General features: G+C 46.2%; 25 protein-coding genes. 18 read left to right on the top strand and 7 right to left on the bottom strand.

What is annotated here, in order from left to right:
* Nucleotides 1-108 precede the first annotated feature (108 nt).
* The 3 genes from AC2TF6_RS13150 to AC2TF6_RS13160 all read left to right on the top strand — a co-directional run bounded on the left by AC2TF6_RS13150 (nucleotide 109) and on the right by AC2TF6_RS13160 (nucleotide 2,459).
* On the top strand, nucleotides 109-879 hold the full coding sequence (locus tag AC2TF6_RS13150) for an Imm51 family immunity protein (protein ID WP_491311396.1): 771 nt from the start codon (nucleotides 109-111) through the stop codon (nucleotides 877-879).
* Between the two features lie 70 nt (nucleotides 880-949).
* Nucleotides 950-1,870: a DUF7638 domain-containing protein gene (locus tag AC2TF6_RS13155; RefSeq protein ID WP_491311639.1), complete on the top strand. Its 921-nt coding sequence runs from the start codon at nucleotides 950-952 to the stop codon at nucleotides 1,868-1,870.
* A gap of 220 nt (nucleotides 1,871-2,090) precedes the next feature.
* Complete coding sequence (locus tag AC2TF6_RS13160; protein ID WP_491311397.1) at nucleotides 2,091-2,459, top strand: DUF3658 domain-containing protein; 369 nt, start codon at nucleotides 2,091-2,093, stop codon at nucleotides 2,457-2,459.
* A gap of 121 nt (nucleotides 2,460-2,580) precedes the next feature.
* Here AC2TF6_RS13160 and AC2TF6_RS13165 read toward each other — a convergent pair whose 3' ends face one another.
* The gene (locus AC2TF6_RS13165; protein ID WP_491311398.1) at nucleotides 2,581-3,120 is read right to left on the bottom strand and encodes a helix-turn-helix domain-containing protein; all 540 of its coding nucleotides are present in this window, start codon (nucleotides 3,118-3,120) and stop codon (nucleotides 2,581-2,583) included.
* 148 nt (nucleotides 3,121-3,268) lie between these two features.
* Here AC2TF6_RS13165 and AC2TF6_RS13170 point away from each other — a divergent pair, with 148 nt between their 5' ends.
* From AC2TF6_RS13170 to AC2TF6_RS13180, 3 genes are read left to right on the top strand one after another with little or no spacing between them, the layout of a single operon-like run.
* Nucleotides 3,269-3,508: a PLD nuclease N-terminal domain-containing protein gene (locus tag AC2TF6_RS13170; protein WP_491311399.1), complete on the top strand. Its 240-nt coding sequence runs from the start codon at nucleotides 3,269-3,271 to the stop codon at nucleotides 3,506-3,508.
* Nucleotides 3,505-4,407 carry an ABC transporter ATP-binding protein gene (locus tag AC2TF6_RS13175; RefSeq protein ID WP_491311400.1) on the top strand — a complete coding sequence of 301 codons (903 nt, stop codon included), beginning with the start codon at nucleotides 3,505-3,507 and terminating at the stop codon, nucleotides 4,405-4,407. The genes AC2TF6_RS13170 and AC2TF6_RS13175 overlap by 4 nt, the downstream gene beginning before the upstream one ends.
* Nucleotides 4,408-5,196 (top strand): ABC transporter permease subunit, encoded by a 789-nt coding sequence (locus AC2TF6_RS13180; protein ID WP_491311401.1) that lies wholly within the window; start codon nucleotides 4,408-4,410, stop codon nucleotides 5,194-5,196.
* 129 nt (nucleotides 5,197-5,325) lie between these two features.
* Here the strand turns inward: AC2TF6_RS13180 and AC2TF6_RS13185 are convergent, their stop codons facing one another.
* The 3 genes from AC2TF6_RS13185 to AC2TF6_RS13195 all read right to left on the bottom strand — a co-directional run bounded on the left by AC2TF6_RS13185 (nucleotide 5,326) and on the right by AC2TF6_RS13195 (nucleotide 7,394).
* Nucleotides 5,326-5,703 (bottom strand): hypothetical protein, encoded by a 378-nt coding sequence (locus tag AC2TF6_RS13185; RefSeq protein WP_491311402.1) that lies wholly within the window; start codon nucleotides 5,701-5,703, stop codon nucleotides 5,326-5,328.
* A 257-nt stretch (nucleotides 5,704-5,960) separates the two neighbouring features.
* The gene (locus AC2TF6_RS13190) at nucleotides 5,961-6,893 is read right to left on the bottom strand and encodes an EamA family transporter (RefSeq protein WP_491311403.1); all 933 of its coding nucleotides are present in this window, start codon (nucleotides 6,891-6,893) and stop codon (nucleotides 5,961-5,963) included.
* Between the two features lie 48 nt (nucleotides 6,894-6,941).
* A complete protein-coding gene (locus AC2TF6_RS13195) occupies nucleotides 6,942-7,394 on the bottom strand; it encodes an Lrp/AsnC family transcriptional regulator (RefSeq protein ID WP_491311404.1) in 453 nt (150 codons plus the stop codon).
* A 332-nt stretch (nucleotides 7,395-7,726) separates the two neighbouring features.
* Between AC2TF6_RS13195 and AC2TF6_RS13200 the strand changes: the two genes are divergently transcribed.
* From AC2TF6_RS13200 to AC2TF6_RS13230, 7 genes are all read left to right on the top strand, one after another.
* The gene (locus AC2TF6_RS13200; protein WP_491311640.1) at nucleotides 7,727-8,065 is read left to right on the top strand and encodes an ArsR/SmtB family transcription factor; all 339 of its coding nucleotides are present in this window, start codon (nucleotides 7,727-7,729) and stop codon (nucleotides 8,063-8,065) included.
* A gap of 35 nt (nucleotides 8,066-8,100) precedes the next feature.
* Nucleotides 8,101-8,610, top strand: a complete 510-nt coding sequence (locus tag AC2TF6_RS13205) for an SRPBCC domain-containing protein (protein ID WP_491311405.1) — start codon at nucleotides 8,101-8,103, stop codon at nucleotides 8,608-8,610.
* A gap of 244 nt (nucleotides 8,611-8,854) precedes the next feature.
* Nucleotides 8,855-10,303 (top strand): catalase, encoded by a 1,449-nt coding sequence (locus AC2TF6_RS13210; RefSeq protein ID WP_491311406.1) that lies wholly within the window; start codon nucleotides 8,855-8,857, stop codon nucleotides 10,301-10,303.
* 288 nt (nucleotides 10,304-10,591) lie between these two features.
* A complete protein-coding gene (locus AC2TF6_RS13215) occupies nucleotides 10,592-11,176 on the top strand; it encodes a TetR family transcriptional regulator (protein ID WP_491311407.1) in 585 nt (194 codons plus the stop codon).
* Nucleotides 11,177-11,280: 104 nt separating this feature from the next.
* Entirely contained in the window at nucleotides 11,281-11,760 is a 480-nt protein-coding gene (locus tag AC2TF6_RS13220; protein WP_491311408.1) for a cysteine hydrolase family protein, read from the top strand.
* A gap of 290 nt (nucleotides 11,761-12,050) precedes the next feature.
* Complete coding sequence (locus tag AC2TF6_RS13225) at nucleotides 12,051-12,953, top strand: SDR family oxidoreductase (RefSeq protein ID WP_491311409.1); 903 nt, start codon at nucleotides 12,051-12,053, stop codon at nucleotides 12,951-12,953.
* Nucleotides 12,954-13,173: 220 nt separating this feature from the next.
* Entirely contained in the window at nucleotides 13,174-13,734 is a 561-nt protein-coding gene (locus AC2TF6_RS13230; protein WP_491311641.1) for an NAD(P)H-dependent oxidoreductase, read from the top strand.
* An 80-nt stretch (nucleotides 13,735-13,814) separates the two neighbouring features.
* On the opposite strand, the gene AC2TF6_RS13235 is transcribed toward AC2TF6_RS13230, so the two are convergent.
* Nucleotides 13,815-14,171, bottom strand: a complete 357-nt coding sequence (locus AC2TF6_RS13235) for a winged helix-turn-helix transcriptional regulator (protein ID WP_042226625.1) — start codon at nucleotides 14,169-14,171, stop codon at nucleotides 13,815-13,817.
* Nucleotides 14,172-14,372: 201 nt separating this feature from the next.
* Here AC2TF6_RS13235 and AC2TF6_RS13240 point away from each other — a divergent pair, with 201 nt between their 5' ends.
* From AC2TF6_RS13240 to AC2TF6_RS13250, 3 genes are all read left to right on the top strand, one after another.
* Entirely contained in the window at nucleotides 14,373-15,197 is an 825-nt protein-coding gene (locus AC2TF6_RS13240) for a MerR family transcriptional regulator (RefSeq protein ID WP_491311410.1), read from the top strand.
* A gap of 38 nt (nucleotides 15,198-15,235) precedes the next feature.
* Nucleotides 15,236-16,258: a serine hydrolase domain-containing protein gene (locus tag AC2TF6_RS13245; protein ID WP_491311411.1), complete on the top strand. Its 1,023-nt coding sequence runs from the start codon at nucleotides 15,236-15,238 to the stop codon at nucleotides 16,256-16,258.
* Nucleotides 16,259-16,447: 189 nt separating this feature from the next.
* Nucleotides 16,448-17,484 (top strand): IS630 family transposase gene (locus AC2TF6_RS13250; protein ID WP_491311412.1). Its coding sequence is split into 2 segments (ribosomal slippage): nucleotides 16,448-16,945 and nucleotides 16,948-17,484, totalling 1,035 coding nucleotides; the frame shifts between segments, so codons are not numbered across the junction.
* A 290-nt stretch (nucleotides 17,485-17,774) separates the two neighbouring features.
* On the opposite strand, the gene AC2TF6_RS13255 is transcribed toward AC2TF6_RS13250, so the two are convergent.
* Complete coding sequence (locus AC2TF6_RS13255) at nucleotides 17,775-18,404, bottom strand: cysteine hydrolase family protein (RefSeq protein ID WP_053228632.1); 630 nt, start codon at nucleotides 18,402-18,404, stop codon at nucleotides 17,775-17,777.
* Nucleotides 18,405-18,902: 498 nt separating this feature from the next.
* On the opposite strand from AC2TF6_RS13255, the gene AC2TF6_RS13260 reads away from it, so the two are divergent.
* Nucleotides 18,903-19,346, top strand: coding sequence for an SMI1/KNR4 family protein (locus AC2TF6_RS13260; protein WP_491311413.1), 444 nt, complete (start codon nucleotides 18,903-18,905; stop codon nucleotides 19,344-19,346).
* A 168-nt stretch (nucleotides 19,347-19,514) separates the two neighbouring features.
* On the opposite strand, the gene AC2TF6_RS13265 is transcribed toward AC2TF6_RS13260, so the two are convergent.
* Nucleotides 19,515-20,738: a leucine-rich repeat domain-containing protein gene (locus AC2TF6_RS13265; protein ID WP_491311414.1), complete on the bottom strand. Its 1,224-nt coding sequence runs from the start codon at nucleotides 20,736-20,738 to the stop codon at nucleotides 19,515-19,517.
* Nucleotides 20,739-21,366: 628 nt separating this feature from the next.
* On the opposite strand from AC2TF6_RS13265, the gene AC2TF6_RS13270 reads away from it, so the two are divergent.
* On the top strand, nucleotides 21,367-22,200 hold the full coding sequence (locus AC2TF6_RS13270) for a class I SAM-dependent methyltransferase (RefSeq protein WP_491311415.1): 834 nt from the start codon (nucleotides 21,367-21,369) through the stop codon (nucleotides 22,198-22,200).
* Nucleotides 22,201-22,202: the final 2 nt, after the last annotated feature.

A 22,202-nucleotide genomic window follows, 5' to 3' on the forward strand; every position in this document is an offset into this window, starting at 1 on the left:
CGTTCGCCTAAAAGCTTTCCGTAGGAAAGCTAGCATCGTAAGCATACGCTTTGTGAGCGGATATAGAAAAAGATCTAAGAGGCTTTTGGAACGAAGGAGGTAGTGTTTATGCAAAAAGACCTGTTGGAACAGCTAAACCGCTGGCATGAAGATGATGAATTTGAAAAAATAGTTGGCAAGATTGCGGAAATCCCCGAACAGGATAGAGACTATGATTTAGTCAGCCATTTGGCGAGAGCATTAAACAATTTGGACCGTTACGATGAAGCATTGCAGCAGCTTTGGACGATCAAAACGGAAGGCGAACATGACCCTCTTTGGTATTTTCGTGTTGGTTATGCCTACTACTACCTATCGCAATATGAGGACGCAGTAACAGCATTCGAAATGGCAAATACACTGGACCCCGAGGATGAAGATGCTGGTATGCTTTTAAAATGGAGCCGCCACGAAATTGGCATAACCAACCCTCAAGAGAAGTCGATGACAGTGAAGCCAAACGCAATTGCTTCGGTGAAGAATGATACTCCGGCGAATGAGCTCATAAGTTTAATCAAACCGTTTCAGTTCATAGAGCATGATAGCGGCAATGTGTCGATTATTTTGAATGTTGGTATTTATAAAGATGAGGTTTTTCAGACAAGGGCTGATGAGGGATTTGAAGGCAATGGTTACGATTGGGGATCTTTGGCGGTGGTCTTTCTTGAGGAAAAAATGCCTCAACTAGAAGATATCGTACATTTTGACCCGGAAGCCGATATGTTCTGCGCTTATTCAAACAATAGAGAGGCTTTGCAAAAATTTGCGATTGGATTTAAAGATGCCTGCGAGGATGACGCCGTAATCAGGGACTTATTCTCCCGCGCCGAATTGGATTGATCCAAGGACAAACTGTTCGTTTTGATGAAATGGGAATGGGCTAAATTGACGATGATTGGTGGTGTTTGCTATTCATAAAATTAGTAGGCAAAAGACTATAGAGGGCACTCGGATTCCAGGCATTATCAATAACATGCAGTATTTCTACGTTAATCTTGATGTATATGAAGATGGAATGATTAATTGTTGGGAATTGGTGGATTTGGAAGGGCTAAAAGATAAACTTAGAATCGATTGGCTTGTGCCAAGCATCCCTGATGGAGAAAGTATATCAATCCATGGATTAGGAGCATACGAAATAATAACCGGATCGTGGAACTATAATAAGAACAGTTATTATGAGTACATAAAGGAAACGATTGAGCGCCTTAATCCTAATTTGAATAATCTATATACAATATCAGAAGAAGAAAAAAAGTTATTGGAGCAGCGGAGAATATCTTACTCACCAAAAGCAAAGGATTTTTATGTGAAAAACGAATTATTTTATCAAACAGTTGAAGGGAATGGGTTCCCAATCTTCATGAAGCATGAGGGTTGCTGCTACTTAGCCAATTTGGTGGTTTACCAAGATGGGTGTGTGAAATGTTATCATTCAGGATGCGAGTTGGATTATAAAATAGAAGAGGTTCAAGAAATGTTTCGTAACGGTACTTTTTTCACGGAATTTAAGACACCCACAAAAATTATTATTGATGATTTTGCAGAGGTTACGCTTGGAGAAGCCGTATATTGTACCGATCCTGAAGAAAAATACAAGGAACTTTTGGATATTCATTCGAAAATGAATGGAAAGAAAACATCATTAGAAAAATGCAGAGAAGCCTATTATAGTTATCTTGAATATCCCTCTGACTATGCAAGGGAGAGGCTTAAAGAACTGTACGAACTTATTCCGGAGCATGAAAGAATGTATTTGGGCGACATGGATAGTAAAGATGCCGATTATATAAGAATCATTTATTATCCAGAAGACAAAAGAGAAGTCTAGTCGAAACGGATCGAACATACCAGTAGACCGCAATCCTCTGTCAGAGGGCGGTCTATTTGCGTAACGCCAAGTTTATCATAACCTTCATCGTCAGCCGTTTCAACTTGAGACCTTTTTGTTGATTTGATAAGAGGAACTTGATAATCGTCCGGATGCCACGATCAGCTACAGGCACTCGGGAGAGATTCCGTCAGACAAACTGCAAGCGGCGCTTGTCCGCATGGACGATAGAAGCTATCTGAGCGATGCCGATAGAACTCGATTGGAGTGGGAATGGCAAACAATCACGAAGCAAAGCGGGTCACTTCGAATTTGGCGTGATGCAGGGGTGGCTGAGGTGCCGGATAATTATTATGACACGTACTTGCTGGAAAAGCTGGACCACCTCAGGCCGGCCTCCGATCCTCGTTATGTGAAAGCAGCTCGTCTAATTGGAGAAGCGATGGGCTGGTGTGAGCAATTTATCGGAGACGACTATTTTGAATTCCGGCTGAGGCAGTTGATTTATGAAGGTATTCTTGAGATTAAAGGTGTCCCCAGCTCGATGAGACGCTATAGCGTCAGACGTAAAAAGCTTTCGTCAAACTGAGTTCCGAGATTGTAAGGAACCTGTTCAGGATTTCCAGCGGCGCATGCAGCTATAACGCGGCCCGCCTAGGGACCGGAAGAACAGAGAGGATGAAGGCAAGCTGTATCAGCATCCTAGCCTTCTAAGCATCCGGAATAATTGTAAAGGCAATCGTTCTGACCGGTGCTTCAATATCTTTGCCCACGGAATAGTAATACTTCGTCATCAATTCGTTTAAGTCATGCTGAAACTGACTAAATTGTTCCTCATCCAGCTTCATTTCTACCAATGAAAAAGTGGCACCGTCTTCCCGGGTGTTTTGTTCTTCTATTTTTTTGAGATAAATTTGATATTGAGTCATAAGGGATAGCTGATAATAGGAAACATAATCAAGCTTCTTCTCATGAGAAGCTTTTTTCCATTCTTCCACATTCAACTTCGCTTCAAGTTCATTCAGAACATAGTATTTTTCCACAACGGATTTCACTTTTTTTTCTTTAAGTACACGTATGATTCCCGCATCCAACATCACCTGTATATGTCTATATAAAGTGGCTTGAGGTACGTCTTTGATGATTTTGACCATTTCCAAGGATGTCAGTCCCGTGTCTTTATTCCTCATCAGCACTTGAGAGATTTTCATTCTTACCGGATGCATTAAAATTTCCGCTTTGTTAGCCATCATTTTCTCCTTGTGTGGGTATGAGTTGGTTTTCGAAGCTCCGTATTTCTATTCTTATTATAAATAATGAGAATAGGTATTGCAACGAACGTACTTTGAAGTTAATATTATCATTATCAATAACGATAATAAAAGAGGTGCTACACACATGCAGCTGCATTATGGGTTTGACGAATTAAAAGAAATTGACTTTATGGCTTATATCCCTATGCTTCTCCCGTTTTTAGCTATTGGTACCCTGCTGGTTCTGATTGCCTTAATTGATCTATACCGGCACAGAACGACAAGAAAGAGCGTTCTCCTATGGACCTGTATAATCCTTTTCGTTCATACACTGGGTCCCATTCTGTACTTTGTGCTAGGCCGAAAGGATGACGTGAAAATATGAAATTGGAGATCAAGCATGTAAAGAAGGCCTATAAAGATAAAATTGCGGTAAATGATTTCTCGATGGAGCTTAGTGCGGGGGAATGTGTCGGCTTAATCGGTCCGAACGGAGCGGGGAAATCGACTTTACTAAAAATGATTACAGATATGATCAAGCCGGACGAAGGCGAAGTTTTGCTCAATGGGAATAAAATAGCGCAAATGAAAAGAGAAATCGGCTACTTGCCGCAATATCCAAACTTTTATCACTGGATGACAGCTAGGGAAACTCTTGCGTTTATGGGGCAACTTTCCGGACTGCAAAAAGAAGAATTAATCCATTCAATCCCGGAGATTTTGGCTAAAGTTGGACTAAGGGAGGTCGGGAATTCAAAAGTCGGCACCTTTTCCGGCGGTATGAAACAGCGGCTCGGTATTGCACAAGCACTGCTGCACAAACCTGCGCTCATCGTTATGGATGAACCGGTATCCGCACTAGATCCGATTGGCCGGCGGGAAGTGGTAAACCTGATCCGGGATATAAAACAACATACCACGATTATATTGTCCACCCACATACTTAGCGATGCTGAAGAAATATGCGAACGATTTGTCATGATAAGAAGCGGAATCAAAATAGAAGATACCACGATTGCCGAACTTTTCGCGCGCGGTAACAAAAACAAGCTGAGCATACAATGTACAGCGAAAGATTTGAAATGGATTGACGTTGCAAAAAAATTGCCTTACGTGAGAGAGATAGAGGTTACCGGACACAGGATTGATATAGAAGTCGAAAATATCCAAACAGATAAAAACAGAGTATTGGAAAACGCTCTTGTTCATGAAGTGGACATCGTAAAATTCGAAATCCATACCGACACGTTGGAAGAAATTTTCCTGCAACTGGTGGTGAAGTAAATGAATACATTTTATGTGCTCGTAAAAAAAGAAGGGGTTCAAATGATACGTGAGTTAAAAGTGATTTGGCTGCCGGTCGTTTTTATTTTATTGGGAATGACCCAGCCCATAATGACTCATTACTTGCCATCCATTCTGGGCGCATTAGGCAGTGGGAAGGGAATCACCATCGATCCGATTATGGCTGCTCAAAAAGGCGGGGAAGTTCTAGCCGGCACATTGGGATCTCAATTTGATCAACTCGGCCTGATTATTCTTGCCGTCTCCATGATGGGGATGATTCAAAGCGAAAAGGCAAACGGCATGTTGGCTTTCATTCTGACACGGCCTGTAACTGTCCGTACCTATCTAGCTGGAAAAATCATAACCAATTATTTGATGGCCGCTTTCAGTGTAACAATGGGATACTTCGTTTCTTATGTATATGTTAATTTTCTTTTTACGAAGGTTCCGTTTGCCCAGATGATTACTGCCTTATTGCTTTATCTCGTATGGATTTGTTTTGTTACCTCTTTTATCACTATGCTCAGTACCCTTTTTAACAGCCAGAGTATGATTGCATTAACGGGGATTGTTTTGCTTATCGGCTCCAGAATTATGGTGGGTATAAGTCCGGTCGTCGATTTTATAAATCCGGCAAGTATGAGCAAGCTGGCCATGGAATTGCTGATCGCAGGATCGATACCTTCAAGAGCAATGGAGCATACACTCGTAACGCTTGTTTGGATTACGCTGATCCTCTTAGTAACGAATCACTGGATTTCGGCCAAAAAAATCAATTCCGATTAAGTAAACTGCATTGGACTGGGCTTTGTGCGTTAGGAGACGCATTCCTTTTATGTACATCCTTCACAAATTAATGTGAAGAATATAATCATGGAGTTCACAAGAACGGATCAAGGAAAAAACAAATCCTATTTACATGATCGGACTAAGTGACGCAATAACGCTTAATTCGGATTGAAGAATACGCTGATCCGTGACAAGATTACCAGATCCATCGATGCCGAAAACGGAAAGTAACGCGTTGGGTGTTGCAACAGAAGCCGTGTTAATTTGAACTTCATAAGTGACGTTTCCGGCGATAAAAAATTCTCTGACATTATAAGAGTTTGCAGGAACCACATACGTGACTAGATAGGCGGTATAGAAAGTAGTTGAATCTACAGATGCGAATACATGAACCGTAACGGTTACCGGGTTAGTGGTATCCAAATTCCTGACGTTCATCACAATGTTAGAAGATGCGGTACCTACGTCTCTCGTATTGGAAATTGTACCTGTTGAAAATGGCATACATATTCCTCTCCTTTTGGTAGATTTGCTGTAGGATATGAACGGGTGCTAGTGATGGATTGGATGATCATCTACTGGCAAGAGAAATGGATAAGATCCAGTATAAAAAAAACTAAAACGACGCACCTAATCTGGTAGGTCTGTCGTTTTATAAATCTTAATCTTAAGTATGGAGACCTTGGCTTATCGTCGGTAAGTTTTCATACGAAAACAAGCCATCCTTGGAGATCGAACGAAGGGAATGGCTTGTTTTTTTGCTAACGTAATTTTCGGGAAACCGTAATCACGACAACCGCGGCTATAATGAAGACAGCGGCCGTCAGCGAATTGGGGGACAGCTGTTCACCGGCCAGGGACCAGCCCAGAAATACGGCAACGACGGGATTGACGAAGGCATAGGTGGAAACCAGCACAGGTTCCGCATGTTTTATCAGCCAGATGTAGGCCGTATAACTGACGATAGAGCCGAATGCGATTAAATATCCAAGGGCTGCATAAGAACGAAGGGTGATTGCACTTGGCTGCAATCCGGACCATTCACCCAAGACAAGCGCAGCGATTAAAAGCAAAGCTCCTCCGATGATCATTTGGAGGGCGGTAGACAGCAGCGGTGATTCGGGAAGCTTGGCTTTGCGGGAATACAAAGAACCGATTGACCAGGAGACGGAAGCGAGCAGGAGAGCGACGATCCCCACCATATCCAGACTTCCGCCGGAAGATGAACCGGGATGGACGACCAGAATGACAATTCCCGCGAAACCAAGTAACAGGCCCGCCACGATACCTGCTGTGGGCTTATTTCGGCTGCGTCCCATCCAACCGAATACGAGCATCCATAAAGGAACGGTAGCAACCAGCAGGGAGGCAATGGCGGAGGGGACACGCTGTTCGGCCCAAGCCACGACTCCGTTTCCGCCGAGCAGCAGCAAGGCGCCAGTAATTCCCGCGCCTTTCCATTCTTCGGCAATGGGGCGTTTTGCCCCTGTCAATCGTGCCAGCACGTACAAGATTAATCCGGCACTGAGAAAACGAACTCCTCCCATCGTAAAAGGCGGAATCGTTTCAATGGCGACTTTCATTCCGAGGTAGGTCCCTCCCCAGAACAAGTAAACCGACATCAATGCGGCTGCAATGCCCAGAAATTTGGATGTTCCCGCCTGAGTAAGATTTGTCGCCGCAGGCTGTTTCATATTCCTGCTCCTTTCCTGTCCAAATAGAAGATTGCGGATAGTGCGGACTCAATTTTCTTTCCGCCCATTTTCATACACGGTAGACAAAATGAAAGTCGTGGAAGTTTCCTGAACCTCGTGAATCTTAACCATTTCATCGATTAGATTGGTAATATGCTCGGGGGCGGATACCCGCACTTTAAGCATCATGCACCATTCTCCCGCAAGCCGTTGACATTCCAGGATCGTAACATCCCTGACCTGGAGAGCCACGATTTTATCCGAAATTTCTCTGAAATTCAGGCACTTGATTTTGACGTAAATATAAGCTTTGATTCTTTGTTCCAATTGACTCCAATCTACGATGCCGCGATACCCTTTGATAATTCCGTTTTTTTCAAGCTTTGCGACCCGCTGATGAACCGCCGGACGGGAAATATGAAGCGATTTGCTTATCTCTTCATGGGAAAGTCTCCCGTTCTCTTCAAGCAACCGGATGATTTTCATGTCGATAGAGTCCATCTATAACCTAACCTCCTCGGGTAAATTATAGCACGCAACCGTCAAGCGGAAACTATTCGTAATCATAGAGAGATAAAATCAAACGAATCGTCATAATCCACCCTGGTTTTGGGGATAAATACCGATGTTCGCCTAAAAAAAGACTTCAGGCTTTACGAATCGTAACGATGATAGAGGCGGTCATCCGGCAGGAATGATGACTCTATAAGCGGATATAAATATTCCTTTACGGGAATATTCCCTATGTGGTATATTGATTTCAGCAAGAAAAGCAAACCGAACAACGACTCCGGACACTTACCTACAAGACCGGCAGAGAATGGATGATGACCATGGACACTCGCGTCATGAGTGCTCTTGCCGAGCCGAACCGGCTGTTGATTTTGGAGCTGCTGCGGGAGTGTCCGCTCACGGTAGGGGAAATTGCGGAGCGGCTGCAGATGCGTCAGCCTCAGGCATCGAAGCATTTGCGTGTTCTGAGCGAAGCGGGCCTTGTTAAGGCACAGGCGGATGCGAATCGGCGAATCTACAGCCTTCAGCCGGACCCTTTCCGGGAGCTGGATGAATGGCTGGAGAGCTACCGCGTCATCTGGGAGGAACGATTCGACCGTCTGGACGATTATCTACAGAAGCTGCAGGGCCGGGAAACCGGGGAAAATCGGCAAGATTGACGGAAGAGAACCCAATTATTGAGGAGGAATATACAATGACAAATCCAATCACTTCCAAGGTGGAAGACAAGACCCTGACACTGGAGCGCGTATTCAAGGCTCCCCGCGAGCTGGTGTTCGAGGCCTTCTCGCAGGCCGAGCACCTGAAGCACTGGTGGGGACCGAGAGGCTGGAGCATAACGGTATGCAACATGGATTTCCGTATCGGCGGCGTTTGGCATTATTGCATGAAATGCGAGGACAAAAATCAGGGCGAATTCTACGGTATGGAATCGTGGGGCAAAGCGGTATACAGCGAGATCCAAGCACCGGAGAAGATCGTGTACACAGACTATTTCTCCGACGCGGAAGGCGGCATTGCGGAAACGATGCCGGCCACGGTCTGCACGCTGACGTTCATCGAAGTTGAAGGCGGCACCAAAGTCGTCAGCAGAGCCGAATATGCAACGGCCGAGGGCTTGAAGCAGGTACTGGATATGGGCATGCTGCAAGGCATCACCGAAACTTGGGATCGTCTGGGCGAGCACTTGGAATCGATTCAGTAGAACAGCCGGTCGGTCACGCGGCCAGTCATCTTTAAAATCTATACATGAGAGAAGAGGATCACTCCCCGAGTGATCCTCTTTATCGATAGCCGTGTAGGGGCATTTCCGGAGCCGGGCGCGTGATGTAGTAGAAGATGAAGTCATTGTCGTTCCCGGATAGATGGTACAGGGGTATAAATGTTCCAGAGCTCCACATATACAATAAGGTAACCGGAAAAAAGGACGTGTGGGAGGGACAATGAGTATGGAAGGAAACAACGGACGGTTTCAATCAGACGCAACATCTCCACGCAGCGGTTCTCCGCAAAGATATTCAGCGCAGCATGTACCCAAAGAGGATGCTCCTAGAGGTCACATTCCTGCACAATGGGCGGGGGACACACCGGCAGCATTTCATTCACAGACGGTAGGCGAGAGAGGTCCGGTACTCGAACAGGACAATATTTTACACGAAACACTGGAAACCTTTGTACATACAAAAATTATCGAAAGGCCGGTGCACGTGAAAGGCTGCGGTGCCTTCGGTTACTTTCAGACCGTCCATTCCATGGCGGCCTACACCAAGCTCTGCTTTTTACAAAGTCCCGGCCAGCAGGTTCCCGTCACCGTGAGGTTTTCCCTTGCCGTAAGCAACAAAGGGACCCCGGACACTTCCCGCAATGTGCGCGGTTTCTCCACCAAGTTTTACACGGAACAAGGTGTTTTTGATTTGCTCTGCAATCATATCCCCGTATTTTCCGTACGGGACGCCATTCGTTTTCCGGAGTTCGTTCAAGCCTTTCTGCCCTCGCCGGTAAACAACCTGATCGATCCGGAACGGATGTGGAGCTTTGTCGCCAGAGCGCCCGAATCCACTCATTTCCTGGTCAGGCTCTACTCGGACGCGGGTACGGTCAAGAGCTTTCGCCATATCCCGGGCCATAGTGTAAACACCTATGTGTGGAGAAACGCGCAGGGCGTCCGCACTTATGTAAAATACCACTGGATACCGTTTGCCGGCGTGCAGGTTATTGACCGTCACGAAGCGGCCCGATTGAGCGAGAATCCGGATCTTGCAGGCCAAGATTTATTCGATACCCTGGCAGCGGGCAACACCGTTGAATACGGGCTGCATGTACAGCTTATGAACCCGGACGACGAGGCCAAACTTCCTTTTGATCCGCTGGATGATACCAAGGTCTGGGACGAGAGGCAATATCCTCTGGTGCCGGTAGGACGGCTGATACTGAACCGCAATCCGGACAACTATATGGATCAGGTGGAGAAAATAGCTTTCTCGCCGTCCAATCTCTTGGATGGAGCTGAGTTATCGGACGATAAGTTGCTGCAAGGACGTGCGAACATTTACTGGGATTCTCAGCGCCGGCGGTTGGGGCCGAATTTCCGCAAAATTCCTGTCAATCATCAAGAAAATTGGTCGCCGGATTCCCTTGTGACCAGCGGCAGCGGCAGATATGTTGAAGGCCGTCTCGTGCGGACCGATCTGCCCGAACCGGATAATTTTACACAGGCCGGCCAGTACTATCGCGCTTTGCCCCCTGTGCAGCAAGAGCATCTGGTGGATAACCTCTCTGCCGATCTTGCCGGTATATCCCGTGAAACGCAAAGCATTGTCTTAAGCTATCTGTACCACGCCTCGGCGGAACTGGGAGAACGGGTTGCCCGGCACATTCAAATGCAGACTAACGGATAATTCCCCCAAAAATGAAGGGCCCCTCAGGGCAGCACGCATGGTTGGACCTGCTTAGAGCGCAATCTGTTTTATAAAAAGGATAGATGTTCTTGTCTTTGGCACCGGACAAGAACATCTATCCTTTTTCCGTATTACAGGCAGCATTCTGTATTTCAGGCAAATCACAGAGGCGGAGCAGGAAAGGAGAAGCTGTACGATTCCGCGTCAGCCAAGGCCAGACTCCGCCGTCCTAGTCATTCGTGCAATCGTATACAATCTTTACCAAATGCGGATACGCGGCCGGAAAGCTTGCGGGAGCGCAAGAAACGTCAGGCACAGGCTGCCATTGAAGAAGCGGCACTTCGGCTTTTTCAGCAAAAGGGCTACGAACAAACCTCCATCCAGGACATAGCTGATGCGGTGACGATGTCTCCGCGTACCTTTTTTCGCTATTATGCGTCCAAGGAAGAGGTCCTCTCCGGGCTCATTCATTCCATACAGAGCGACGGTATCCGTACGCTCATGCACGTTGCGTCAACGGCATCGCCGCACACTGCGCTGCGGGAAGTCTTTGGGTATCTGGCGGGCAGGTATCAGGAACAGCGGTCCAATCTATTCATCCGCCATCAAATAGCCATGCAGACCCCGTCCATCGCTTCCTTGTTTCTGTATGCGCTGCTGGAGACCGAGCCGGCCATCTGCGAAGCGGTTTGCTCCCGCCTCGAACCAACAAGGGACCGCAATGAGATGCGCTTCCTGGTCGCGGTCTATATGGCGGCATTACGTGTCTCCCTGGAAGAGTGGCTGGAGTATGAGGAAAGCCGTGATCTCGTCTCCCTGCTGTACAGCCATTTGGACTGCTTCTCTACCGAGCCGAAGCGAACCGATGAATGAACGCTAGTTTGCCTGCATAGAGGTACTGCAAATGAATGTACAACTCTTACCTGGTTTTGGTATAGTGAAGAAAAAAATACCACTGAATGCGAGGAAGTGAAGCGATGAACATTGCACTTTTAATCGTCGATATGCAAATTGATTTCCTTCAAGACCGTTCGGTGGCAACCGCAAGCGCGTATATTAATCATACCGCTCAAATTTTGCGTTCCGGCGGACATCCAGTCATTCATATCCAGGATGTAGAAGAGGCCGGGACGATTAGTCCGGAACGGCTCGAGTTCATCTCCGAGATTCAAGTGGAGAAAGACGACCTTGTCGTGAAGAAGACGTTCTCCAATGCTTTCTGGCAAACAGATTTGGAACAAATTCTGCTTGACCGCCAGATTGGCCTTGTTGTGATAGCAGGCTTCGACGCCGGGAATTGCGTATTATTTTCCTATAATGGGGCGATTGAGCGAGGGTTTAAGGCCGCCATTCTGCAGCATGGAATTTTGAGTGCCAAAGAAGATCTTGTTGCCCTGACATACCGTGATCGGCATGTGATTTCCTATCCGGTCATTGAGTTCATGGTTCAGTCATAACCGGAAAGAAAGCTTTAAATTCGAACATCCGCGAAACCGCGGATTTTTTTATTTTCAGGGAAAAGATTTCGGCATTTTATTCCAATCGGACCGTATTCAATGGGAGCCTCACAAAGGCCGCTGTCGTTGCGTGGAACGAGGGCATAAATAAGGAAACGTGGTGTTAGCTGTTCGGCAGGATTCTTTGAGGGTACCGTTTAAATGTCGCCGATCCTGGTTACAAAGAGAAGTGTCAGACACTTTTCAGACCCTGCCGATGATACAGATAGGACCAAGAGGAGGACTTCACTATGCCTGAACAAGATCAATATAAAGTGCAAGATCCAACCGCCCAATATCCGAAGCCCACACCTGAATGGAAGCAAAAGCAGCCTGAGCCGGGTCTCCAAAAGAAAATGACTCCCGTACCCGATGCAGGGGAGACAAGCTACCGCGGAACCGGACGATTAACCGGACGCAAAGCAGTGGTGACAGGAGCCGACAGCGGAATCGGCCGTGCGGCAGCGATTGCTTTTGCCCGTGAAGGTGCCGACGTGCTGTTGTCTTACTTGCCGGAGGAAGAGGCGGATGCGCAAGAGGTCGTCAAACTGATCGAAGAAGCCGGCCGTAAAGCCATTGCTTTTCCTGGCGATCTGAAGGACGAGCAGTACTGCGAGCGGCTGATTACGACCGCGGTAGATAAACTGGGCGGAATCGATATTCTTGCCAACGTGGCCGGCATGCAGCAGTTCGTGGAGGACATTGCGGATCTGACGACCGAACAATTCGACGCCACGTTCAAGACCAATGTCTACTCTCTCTTCTGGCTTTGCAAGGCCGCGGTCAGACATATGAAGCCGGGCGGCTCCATCATCAACACGTCCTCCATTCAAGCGTATAAACCTTCCCCGATTCTTTTGGATTATGCGACTACGAAATCCGCGATTAACACCTTTAGCAAAGCCCTCGCACAGCAGGTGGCGAGCAAGGGCATCCGGGTAAATGTGGTGGCGCCGGGCCCCGTATGGACCCCCCTGCAAGTTGCGGGAGGACAACCGACCGAGAAGCTGGCGGAATTCGGTACGAATACGCCGCTTGGCCGTCCGGGACAGCCTGCTGAGATGGCTCCGGCTTTTGTCTTCTTGGCCAGTCAGGAATCCAGCTATATCAGCGGGGAAACCCTTAACGCTAACGGCGGTACGCCAACGCCTTGACCTTAGCGGAATTCATGTTCAACCCGTTAAATAAAAACCTTACCGGTCTTAACAAAGACAGGTAAGGTTTTTTAGTTTTAACAACGGGAACGGACCCATAGAACCCGGGGCACTTACCTTTTTGTAAGTATATGTACTAAAAGTGCGTACTTACATAGTTGTAGGTTGGACTCTATACTCAAGAAGTAAATACACTGTTAGGAGGAAAATATGCTGTATGCTGAAAACTCTTGTTGTCGTTACGCACCCGAGCCTGGAAACATCCGTCATTAATAAACGATGGGTAGAAGAACTCGAAAAATACCCGGAAAAATATACGGTACACGACTTGCATAAGGTTTATCCCGACGGAAACATAGACGTGAAGAGAGAACAGCAGCTGATTGAATCGCATGGCAGCCTTGTCTTGCAATTCCCTGTGTATTGGTTTAATTGCCCGCCACTCCTTAAAAAGTGGCTCGACGATGTTTTTACTTACGGTTGGGCCTATGGTTCTAACGGCGATAAATTAAAAAATCGCAAAGCGGCTTTAGCGGTTTCTGCCGCAATTAAAGAAGAGGACTATAGCGAAGAGGGGAGATACCGCTATACGCTTGAACATTTACTATCTCCTTTTGAAATCACCTTCCTATACTGCGATGCGGACTATCGTTCGCTCTTTGCGTATTACGGCACAGAAACCGAATCTGGCGAAAATGTACCCGGTGCGGAAAATGAACCGCCGACAAACGATTTGGAAAAAAGCGCACAAGATTATGTCAGGTTTATTGATAATCTGTAAGAGGCAATTATATTGAACTATAAAAAAGAAGTATTTCCTTGTAGGAGATACTTCTTTTTTTTCAAACAAATCCCTTTTGCCTACCGCTGTGCGGCCTCGGAATCGGGCCAATTGTTTTCACCCCACTTGCACATCATGCTTAGCAGCGGAAGGAGAGAAAGGCCGCGTTCCGATAAGGAATACTCGACTTTCGGAGGAACTTGGGGGAATTCCTTACGCAGGATAAGCCCGTCCGCTTCCATCTCTTTTAACATGATGCTTAAAGTTTTAAAGGAAATGCTTCCGATACTTCGCTTCAGCTCATTATGCCGCATCACCTTGTTCTCAGCCAGCCAATATATAATGATCATTTTATATTTACCGCTTATTAAAGACAACGTATAGCCAAAGCCGGTGTCTTTTAGTGCCACGCCGGTGGGAACACAAGTTTCACGCACAAATTACACTCTCCTTTGGGTGAGTATAGGACATAAATGGATATACGGTATAATAGAACATTATGCTATCTTTTGGTAGGAATGTAAAGGCAGATGGCTTTTGCGGTTGACTTTGCCCCTAGGGCAAGCTGTACAGTGAAGGTGAACAAAACAAGGATAGTTAGACCGTATCGTTCGTAAAAAACAAAGGGAGGTGACCTCTTGCTGTCGATTGGAGAGTTCTCGAAGATTTGCGAAGTGTCTACAAAAACGCTCCGGTATTATGATGAGATCGGATTAATCCATCCGGATGAGATTAACCCGGAGAACGGGTATCGGTATTACTCCATCCGGCAGCTTAAAAAGATGCTTTTGATCAACCGGTTGAAATCTTATCACTTTTCTCTGGAAGAAATCAAAGCCATGCTGGAAATGGAAGGGGATCAATCGGAAGAAAAGCTTTGTTCCGCCCTTCATCGCAAGAGAAAGGAAATACAGGAGAAGCTGACTGCTTTTGAATACACCTTAAACCAGATAAGCACGGATATTTTAAACGTACAGAGAGGCATACCCATTCTGTCCCACCTGGACCGGATAGAAGTGGAGCTGGTTGAAACCCAGCCCATGAATATTTTGTATACACGTCAAATGATGAGCCGGGATGACTTTGTTCGAGGATATGAGAACTATTTTGGTAAGCTGTATGAAAAGATCGCGGTTGAAAAACTCACCCTGCTTGGCACGCCAATGACCATTTATCACAGTTCTGAATACAATCCAGCCGGCAATGATACAGAGTTTGCCATCCCGGTAGGGGAGTTCGTAAAAGGAACACGGGACTTGCCCGGAGGTCTATGCGCGAAGTCCGTTCTGAAGGGTGCTTATTCGGAATTGACCACGGTGTATGCCAGACTGATGGAGTGGATCGAGAATGAAGGATATCAATTGGTAAGATCCCCTTACGAAGTGTATGTAACCGATCCCACTCAAGCCGAAGATTCCGGTGATATTGTGACCGAGGTATATTTTCCTGTAAAGAAAAAATAGCGGAAAGACCTGACATTATCTTTGGGGAGGTATCTATCGTGCAAAAAAACGACTGGCCGACTGCAGAATGGCAAGCCACAGACCCGGCGCTCTTAAGAATGGACCCTGAAAAGCTTGCAGAGCTTGAACCTGTCATCCGATCCGAGTACAGCAATATAAACAGTGTGGTTATCGTGAGGAATGGAGCTATTGCCTACGAGAATTATTACAACGGCTATGGCCCTGATGATACGCATCACGTGGCATCGGTAACGAAAAGCATCCTGTCCGCCCTCATTGGCATTGCCATAGATACAGGTTTTATTAAACACGTGGACCAGAAGGTCCTGGATTTCTTTCCCGAATATGTTCCCGATGCCGCCGATAGCCAGAAACGGGAAATCACTGTGCGCCATCTTCTCACTATGACGGCTCCTTATCCATTCGAGGATTGGCACGAACCGCTGGACAAGATGTGCATGCAGCCTGACTGGGTAAAGTATACGCTGGATATGCTGGGCCAAAAAGGGGAAATCGGAACTTTTAAATATTCAACCGCGGGGGCGCACCTGCTGTCAAGCATCATTACTCGCAGCACAGGAAAAAGTGCCCGTGAATTCGCCAACGAACGATTATTCAGACCCATCGGCATGAAAGAAATCCCGGATTATGAAATGAAATCATTCGGGTTCGAGGACTTATTCGGGAAGAAGGTAAGAGGGTGGGTTCAAGACCCGAACCGGATTTCCACTGGAGGATGGGGACTTACGCTGACTCCCCGTGACATGGCGCGTTTCGGTCATCTATATTTGAACCGCGGCTTGTGGAATCATCATCCGATTATTTCCGGAACATGGGTGAATGAATCCACGGCAATGAACGCCAACAATTACGGTTATTTATGGTGGCTGCGCGAAGAGGACGGGGTCTATGCTTACTCGGCACTAGGGGACGGGGGGAATGTCATTTGCTGCATCCCGGAAAAAGACCTGGTGATCGCAATTGCATCCGAATTCGTCGCTCATCCACGTGACAGGTGGACACTGATTAAGGATCATATCATCCCGGCTGTAATAGGCTGAATTGATCACTTGGAAGAAATTCGGTAAAATCATGGAGAAGGGGGGGGCCCATCTCAACAGTGCATGTTCATCAATTGTCCAAAGAATATAAAGTACTATATAAGATGATTTAAAGATTCGCCCAAATTAAGCCTTCATGTCCAAAATCGGGTAATAAAGAGTGAGACGATTGAAAAAGGACGTGAAAACATGGGAACTTTGAGTGAAGTAGAAGCTGTAGAACAAGCAATGAAAAAAACAACAGATAAGCGGATGTATGAGCGTTATCTCGCGGTACGTCTTCGCTTGGAAGGACAGACCCTCGAACAAATCGCTAACACCCTTCATCGCACCCGAAAAACAATAGGGGCTTACCTGCATAAATATCGCGATGGCGGTCTTGGCTCTTTGGGTATGAATCATTCAACAGGGAAGCCTCCAAAACTGACAGAACAACAAACTCGGGAGCTTACGGAACTGCTAACCCATAAACGTCCAGCAGACGTTGGATTTGAGGCAAAATACACCTGGACGCTGAAGCTTATCATCCGCTATATCGAGCGTGAGTTTCAACAAACGTTTAGCGAGCGTGGTCTGTCTTTGCTTTTACATCGACTCGGATTTAGCTATACGAAAGCGACCTACACCTTGGCTGCAGCGGATCCAGAAGAGCAAAAAAAGTTTCGTGAGAACATCGCAACGGCTTTAAAAAAAAGCTAATGGACGGAGACATTGCTCACTTGCTCTTTGAAGATGAATCCATGATTCGTGCCTACCAATCCCTGCAATACAACTGGTTTCCACGAGGACATCAACGCAAGATTAAAACCTACGGCAAGCATGAAGGTGCTAAACTCTTTGGCACACTGGACTATGAGACCGGCAAGGTATTCTACCAAGAAAGTGAATCTTACGATGCCAAGGCGTTCAAGCAATTCCTGAAATCGCTTCTCAAAGAATATCCTACAGGAAAAGTCGTTGTGGTGCTGGACAACGGACGAATCCATAAAGCAGCTTCCATTGTGCATTTCGTTCAGGATGAGCCGCGTCTGGAGTTTGTGTTTTTGCCAAAATACTCTCCTGATCTCAATCCCATTGAAGGTCTTTGGAAATGGCTGAAAAGCGATGTCATTCACAATGTGTTTTACGATAAAACTTACAAAATCCGGGCTGCCGTCAGCCGATTTATAAAGCGTGTGAACCAAAATCCAATGGAAGCCATTGATCGGCTGTGTATAAAAGTGTAATTCTTTAATTCAATTTATATAGACTGAAAAATAAAGTATTAGACTCGGAAAATATAGTTGTAGACTAAGAAAATAAAGTATTAGACTGGCGATGGTGTTAAACGGGCAGTTTAGTTGAAGAATGGAAATGGCTCCTTTATGTTTGTGCCAAGCAAGAATAACCCCTCCGAACAGATCGGAGGGGGTTGTGCTATCTAAATTCATCCGTTATTCCAAGCCCTTATTCTGACCAAGCAACCACTTGGGAACAGTTCGGACAAGTTGTATAGGAAATTACCATTGGGGATGATTTATAATTTTGAAATAGCCTCCTGTGTCGTCCAAGTAGCACTGGCAAATGCTTTATAATTGGTAACGGCAGCTTGAAAATCCTCTTCACTAATTGTTGCGGTTGCATCGTATACAACAGCTGTTTCAAAACCAGTTTCGATTAGATGCCTCATATGGGACTCTACACAAATGTTGGAAAGCACCCCTGCAATAATTATCTTCTCTTTTCTATGTTGTCGTAACTGATATTCCAAGTCATTTGTTTGTGGGCTGGCAACCTTGTGAGGAGTTGCAATGACGGTTCTTCTATCAAAAATATAAGGTTTGAAAGAATGAACAAAATCAGCTCCAAATGACGGTGGTGTGTACGCATTTGCCACTTGATACATTCTAAGACCTAATAGCATATTTTGTTCATTTCCTGTAAATTGCCAGCCATAATCATGAGGGTATAAATAATGGGGCGATATGAAAAGTTGGTATCCCTTATTCATGGCAGTTCTCATTAATAGTTCAAGGTTTTGTAAAGTATTGTTTCGTTCAATAGTTCCTTTAGTCAGATGATAGCCTCTTCCCCCAGGACTCATAAAGTCATTTTGTGGGTCTGTGATTACAATAGCAGTATTATTGGGATGTGGTTTAAACGGCAAATTACTTACCTCCCTCGCAGCATAAGCTTGCGGAAATGTTTGCAACCTGTTCAGGGAAGATAGAGAAGTTGTTTTCTAAAAAAGTTCAGCATTGACACGACAGACGCACCGAACAAGTACATAGTCATTAAAAACTCTATAGGCATCTATATGTATTTGTAGTTTGTTTGGTTACCTTTGTTATAGAAATTAGTGTGCAACTTTGACGAATTGTTTCCAGAAGGTATGCTAACGGGAAACGTTAGTTGAATGACAACAGCGGCAGTCTAAGACTTTATTTTTCAAGTCTTGGTCCGCCGCTGTTTCTTTTAATGGATCAGTCTAAAACTTTTTTTCAAAAGCTGACGATTCTTCAATTCAAAAACCGCGTTAAATCAACGACTCCAGTCTAATACTTTATTTTCACCAAACATCAATCCTTATCTGAATCGTCCAACGAAAGCAGTTCAATTTATGTCCTATTTGATCGTATAAGATGTAGGGTGGGAGGATTTCCTCATGAAAGATGCGTTACTAGAGAGATTAAAGGCTTTCCTTCAACGGAAAGATAATAGCACACTGGTAGGCAGTCCGGCGAGCCAGGAGGAAATTGCTCATGCAGAGCAGCAGCTGAATGTAAGCTTCCATGAGGACTACTCGCATTTTATCCGGACTTTTGGGGGAGCGTACGCAGGTCTTGCGGTTCATGCATTCTCAAATGGCTCCAGTCTCGGAAATGAAACGGTTGTCGATTTGACGCTGGGGTTCCGGGAGGAATTCAAGGGGCTTCCCTTAGCAGAGGTTTTGCGAACCGGCTATGTCATCTCTATGGATGGTTCCGGTAATCCGATTATAATCAATCCGTCAGGACAAGTTTTTATCTGTGATCACGATACCGGGGAGATGGAGTTGATAGCGGATTCATTCGAGGCGCTGATCGAGGAACAATTTTGTGAATGGTGAGTTTCCAACGGACTGACGAAACCAGTGGCTAATCCGAAAAGCACTTTGGCATGAGCCTGCTGCAATTTCAAGATTTCGCAGGCTCCGCTTAAGTGCTTTTTTACAGTTTTAAAATGTCGGGGGACCCATGAACATCAACTCAACTTCGGTAAAGGCTTGGCAGATTCACTAATAGGTTTCATACACGAGTTGACTGCTCAGTTCATGCTTGCGGTTAAATACGGCGTAAATGTACAGGTGTCCGGCCGGAGACTCGCCTGCATCGTAACCAATCCGAATGGTGGCGTCTTTATCGAATTCGAGCTCGGACAGGACCAGTTCGGTAACATCTTCGTCAGGATGTGTACGGGCAATCAGGTCTGCTGCCTGCTCATGGAGCTGATCCAGTCGTTCCCAGGTCTTCCTGATCATCGGTGACAGACGTTTCATATCCGCCTTGGCGGGTACATCCGCTCTAACGGATAGTTCCTTGTCTTTATGGCGAAGTGCGGTTTGATAGGAACAAAACGAGCTGTCGTATTGAAAAGTTCCCATTCCTTTGACCGTATGATCCGGCTCAACAATCAGATTATCGGCATAATCCAGCCGTTTCAGCATCGGATTACAACGAGTATTGAGTTCCGGGAGTTTATTTTCCGAGCAGTAAAGCTCGTTCAAAAGCGGATTGTGACTGAGATCCAAGCTTGTAAGATGATTCTGGAAGCATCTTAAGCTTTCTAAAACCGGGCATTGAGTTACGTCCAAATGCTTCAAATGATTGTTGTTGCAGCGTATTACAACGAGGCCGGCGCCATCTTTTATATTCATTTCGATCAAATAATTGCTTCCGCAATCCAGGTACATGAGGGATGCATTCCGATTCAGTTCCAAATTGAATAGGGAATTGTAGGAGCAGTTAAGTTCCTGCAGATTGGGGTTTTGCTCTACATGCAAGTCTGAAATCATATTCCAGCAGCAGATCAACTTGGTGATCATGGGATTGCGACCGACATCCAGATGCCTAAGGCGGTTAAAACTGCAATCCAGTGCTTCCAACTGCACATTGGCCGTCAAATCTATGGAATAGATTTCGTTGTTGTTGCAAGACAGCTTCTTCAGTTTCGAGTTATGGCTTGTATCCAGAGAATGTAGTTTGTTTCCATTGCACTCCAAAAATGTAAGGTTTTCATTTCTACTGATGTCAAGTTCCGTCAAGTTGTTAAACGAGCAATCAAGCTCCTCAAGAGAAGCGAAGTGTTCAAGCCCTTTCAGACTGGAAAATTGCAGATTCGCAAGCTGAAGGGAGACGATTCCTTCCACATCGCCTGTTTGAATCCGTCCGGGATTCTCGCTAAAATGGTCCAGAACGTACGTTTTAAAATGTTCATCCATGAAATCTTGGGTAATATCCATGACAAATCTCCCCGCGATATGGTTTTTCCGTTCATTCGGCAAAAAGCCTTGTTATACGACAAACTTTAACAGATTTAAAGTAATCTATTTCCAAAGTTATTGCAAGTCTGGGCCCTTCTATTGAAAATGAAATTCGACGGAGCACTATTCATACTGTACTTCGGGGTATTGTTGACAGACCGGCAGCATCATAGTTATTATAGATACGTAAAGTTGATGAAAATGAAGTATCCGAAAGCGGCGAACTATGCCCTCCACACGAAACTGGTGAAAGCGGGCTGATTGAGCCGGCTTCGGGCGCTATCGGGGATACCGATTGAAGTGGCTAGGATTCGCGGTGAGCTTTCCAACAGGCAATGTTCACTGCCGAGGAAGCGATGGAGCGGCATTTGAGTAACATCGTAATGATCGGAGTTGCCTCTCAAGCCACATTGTCCGTGTTAGTAGAAAGCGGATTGTTAAGGTTTGAGTAATTATAGATATAAAATATCTTTGAAGTCCTATAAAGGATTGTTACCGGTGCGATTGGCGGGACTGCCGCAGCCTCCGACAGCAAAGCATCGATCGACGCGTTGGCGGACCTCAAGGAAGAGAATGGTCAATCATATAAAAAAAGGAGACAAAACTTATGAGCAGCGAACTTTCTAACAACCATCGGAACTCGAAAGTGTATCAGGATAATCCGGATTTTGTCGTCAAACCGGGAGCGGAGGTCTTGTCCCTGCTGCTGCCGCAATCCGGAGAACGAATCCTGGACGTAGGATGCGGGACTGGGGACCTGACGGCGAAGATCGCAGCCGCGGGAGCGGTACCCACAGGTATCGACCTATCGGAGGAGATGGTGAGGAGGGCCGGACAGAAGTATCCTGAACTGAATTTTCAGGTGGAAGATGTTTGTCATTACCGGACAGATGTCCGATATGACGCTGTGTTCTCTAATGCGGTTTTGCATTGGGTCAAGGATGCCCCCGCTGTCGCCCGCACCATCTGGCTGGCCCTCCGGGAAGGAGGGCGATTCGTTGCCGAATTCGCCGGCAGAGGCAATGTTGCCGCGCTGACCACCGCCATGGAGCAGGAGCTGGAAGCTCATGGTTATACGTGGGCGGGACGGAGCCCGTGGTATTTTCCCACGATAGGCGAATACGCCAGCCTGCTGGAGCAGACCGGTTTTCGCGTTATGCTGGCTCAGCACTTCGACAAGCCCACTCCGCTCAAGGGAGATACAGGAGTCAGGAACTGGCTGGACAGTTTCGCCGATTACTTCTTCCGGGACGTCACCTCAGCTGACAAAGCGTCCATCTACCGCGCAATCGAGGCTAAGGTTAAGCCGCACCTTGTCCGGGAAGGTCAATGGATGATGGACACAAGCCGGTTACGCATCGTTGCCATCAAGGAACCCTTGATTGAAGTCGCGCCGCCCTACGGGCTGCATACTTCCCAGATTACAAACGGTCAGGAGTGAAA

The organism is Paenibacillus sp. JNUCC 35 (genome assembly GCF_058269095.1).

Excerpts from the sequence above, each read along its gene's own strand:
- AC2TF6_RS13200 (WP_491311640.1), top strand. The coding sequence starts at position 7,727 with ATGGACACTCGCGTCATGAGTGCTCTTGCCGAGCCGAACCGGCTGTTG.
- AC2TF6_RS13195 (WP_491311404.1), bottom strand. The coding sequence starts at position 7,394 with ATGGACTCTATCGACATGAAAATCATCCGGTTGCTTGAAGAGAACGGG.
- AC2TF6_RS13260 (WP_491311413.1), top strand. The coding sequence starts at position 18,903 with ATGAAAGATGCGTTACTAGAGAGATTAAAGGCTTTCCTTCAACGGAAA.
- AC2TF6_RS13220 (WP_491311408.1), top strand. The coding sequence starts at position 11,281 with ATGAACATTGCACTTTTAATCGTCGATATGCAAATTGATTTCCTTCAA.
- AC2TF6_RS13270 (WP_491311415.1), top strand. The coding sequence starts at position 21,367 with ATGAGCAGCGAACTTTCTAACAACCATCGGAACTCGAAAGTGTATCAG.
- AC2TF6_RS13150 (WP_491311396.1), top strand. The coding sequence starts at position 109 with ATGCAAAAAGACCTGTTGGAACAGCTAAACCGCTGGCATGAAGATGAT.
- AC2TF6_RS13180 (WP_491311401.1), top strand. The coding sequence starts at position 4,408 with ATGAATACATTTTATGTGCTCGTAAAAAAAGAAGGGGTTCAAATGATA.
- AC2TF6_RS13205 (WP_491311405.1), top strand. The coding sequence starts at position 8,101 with ATGACAAATCCAATCACTTCCAAGGTGGAAGACAAGACCCTGACACTG.
- AC2TF6_RS13265 (WP_491311414.1), bottom strand. The coding sequence starts at position 20,738 with ATGGATATTACCCAAGATTTCATGGATGAACATTTTAAAACGTACGTT.
- AC2TF6_RS13170 (WP_491311399.1), top strand. The coding sequence starts at position 3,269 with ATGCAGCTGCATTATGGGTTTGACGAATTAAAAGAAATTGACTTTATG.
- AC2TF6_RS13175 (WP_491311400.1), top strand. The coding sequence starts at position 3,505 with ATGAAATTGGAGATCAAGCATGTAAAGAAGGCCTATAAAGATAAAATT.
- AC2TF6_RS13160 (WP_491311397.1), top strand. The coding sequence starts at position 2,091 with ATGGACGATAGAAGCTATCTGAGCGATGCCGATAGAACTCGATTGGAG.
- AC2TF6_RS13210 (WP_491311406.1), top strand. The coding sequence starts at position 8,855 with ATGGAAGGAAACAACGGACGGTTTCAATCAGACGCAACATCTCCACGC.
- AC2TF6_RS13190 (WP_491311403.1), bottom strand. The coding sequence starts at position 6,893 with ATGAAACAGCCTGCGGCGACAAATCTTACTCAGGCGGGAACATCCAAA.
- AC2TF6_RS13165 (WP_491311398.1), bottom strand. The coding sequence starts at position 3,120 with ATGGCTAACAAAGCGGAAATTTTAATGCATCCGGTAAGAATGAAAATC.
- AC2TF6_RS13185 (WP_491311402.1), bottom strand. The coding sequence starts at position 5,703 with ATGCCATTTTCAACAGGTACAATTTCCAATACGAGAGACGTAGGTACC.
- AC2TF6_RS13225 (WP_491311409.1), top strand. The coding sequence starts at position 12,051 with ATGCCTGAACAAGATCAATATAAAGTGCAAGATCCAACCGCCCAATAT.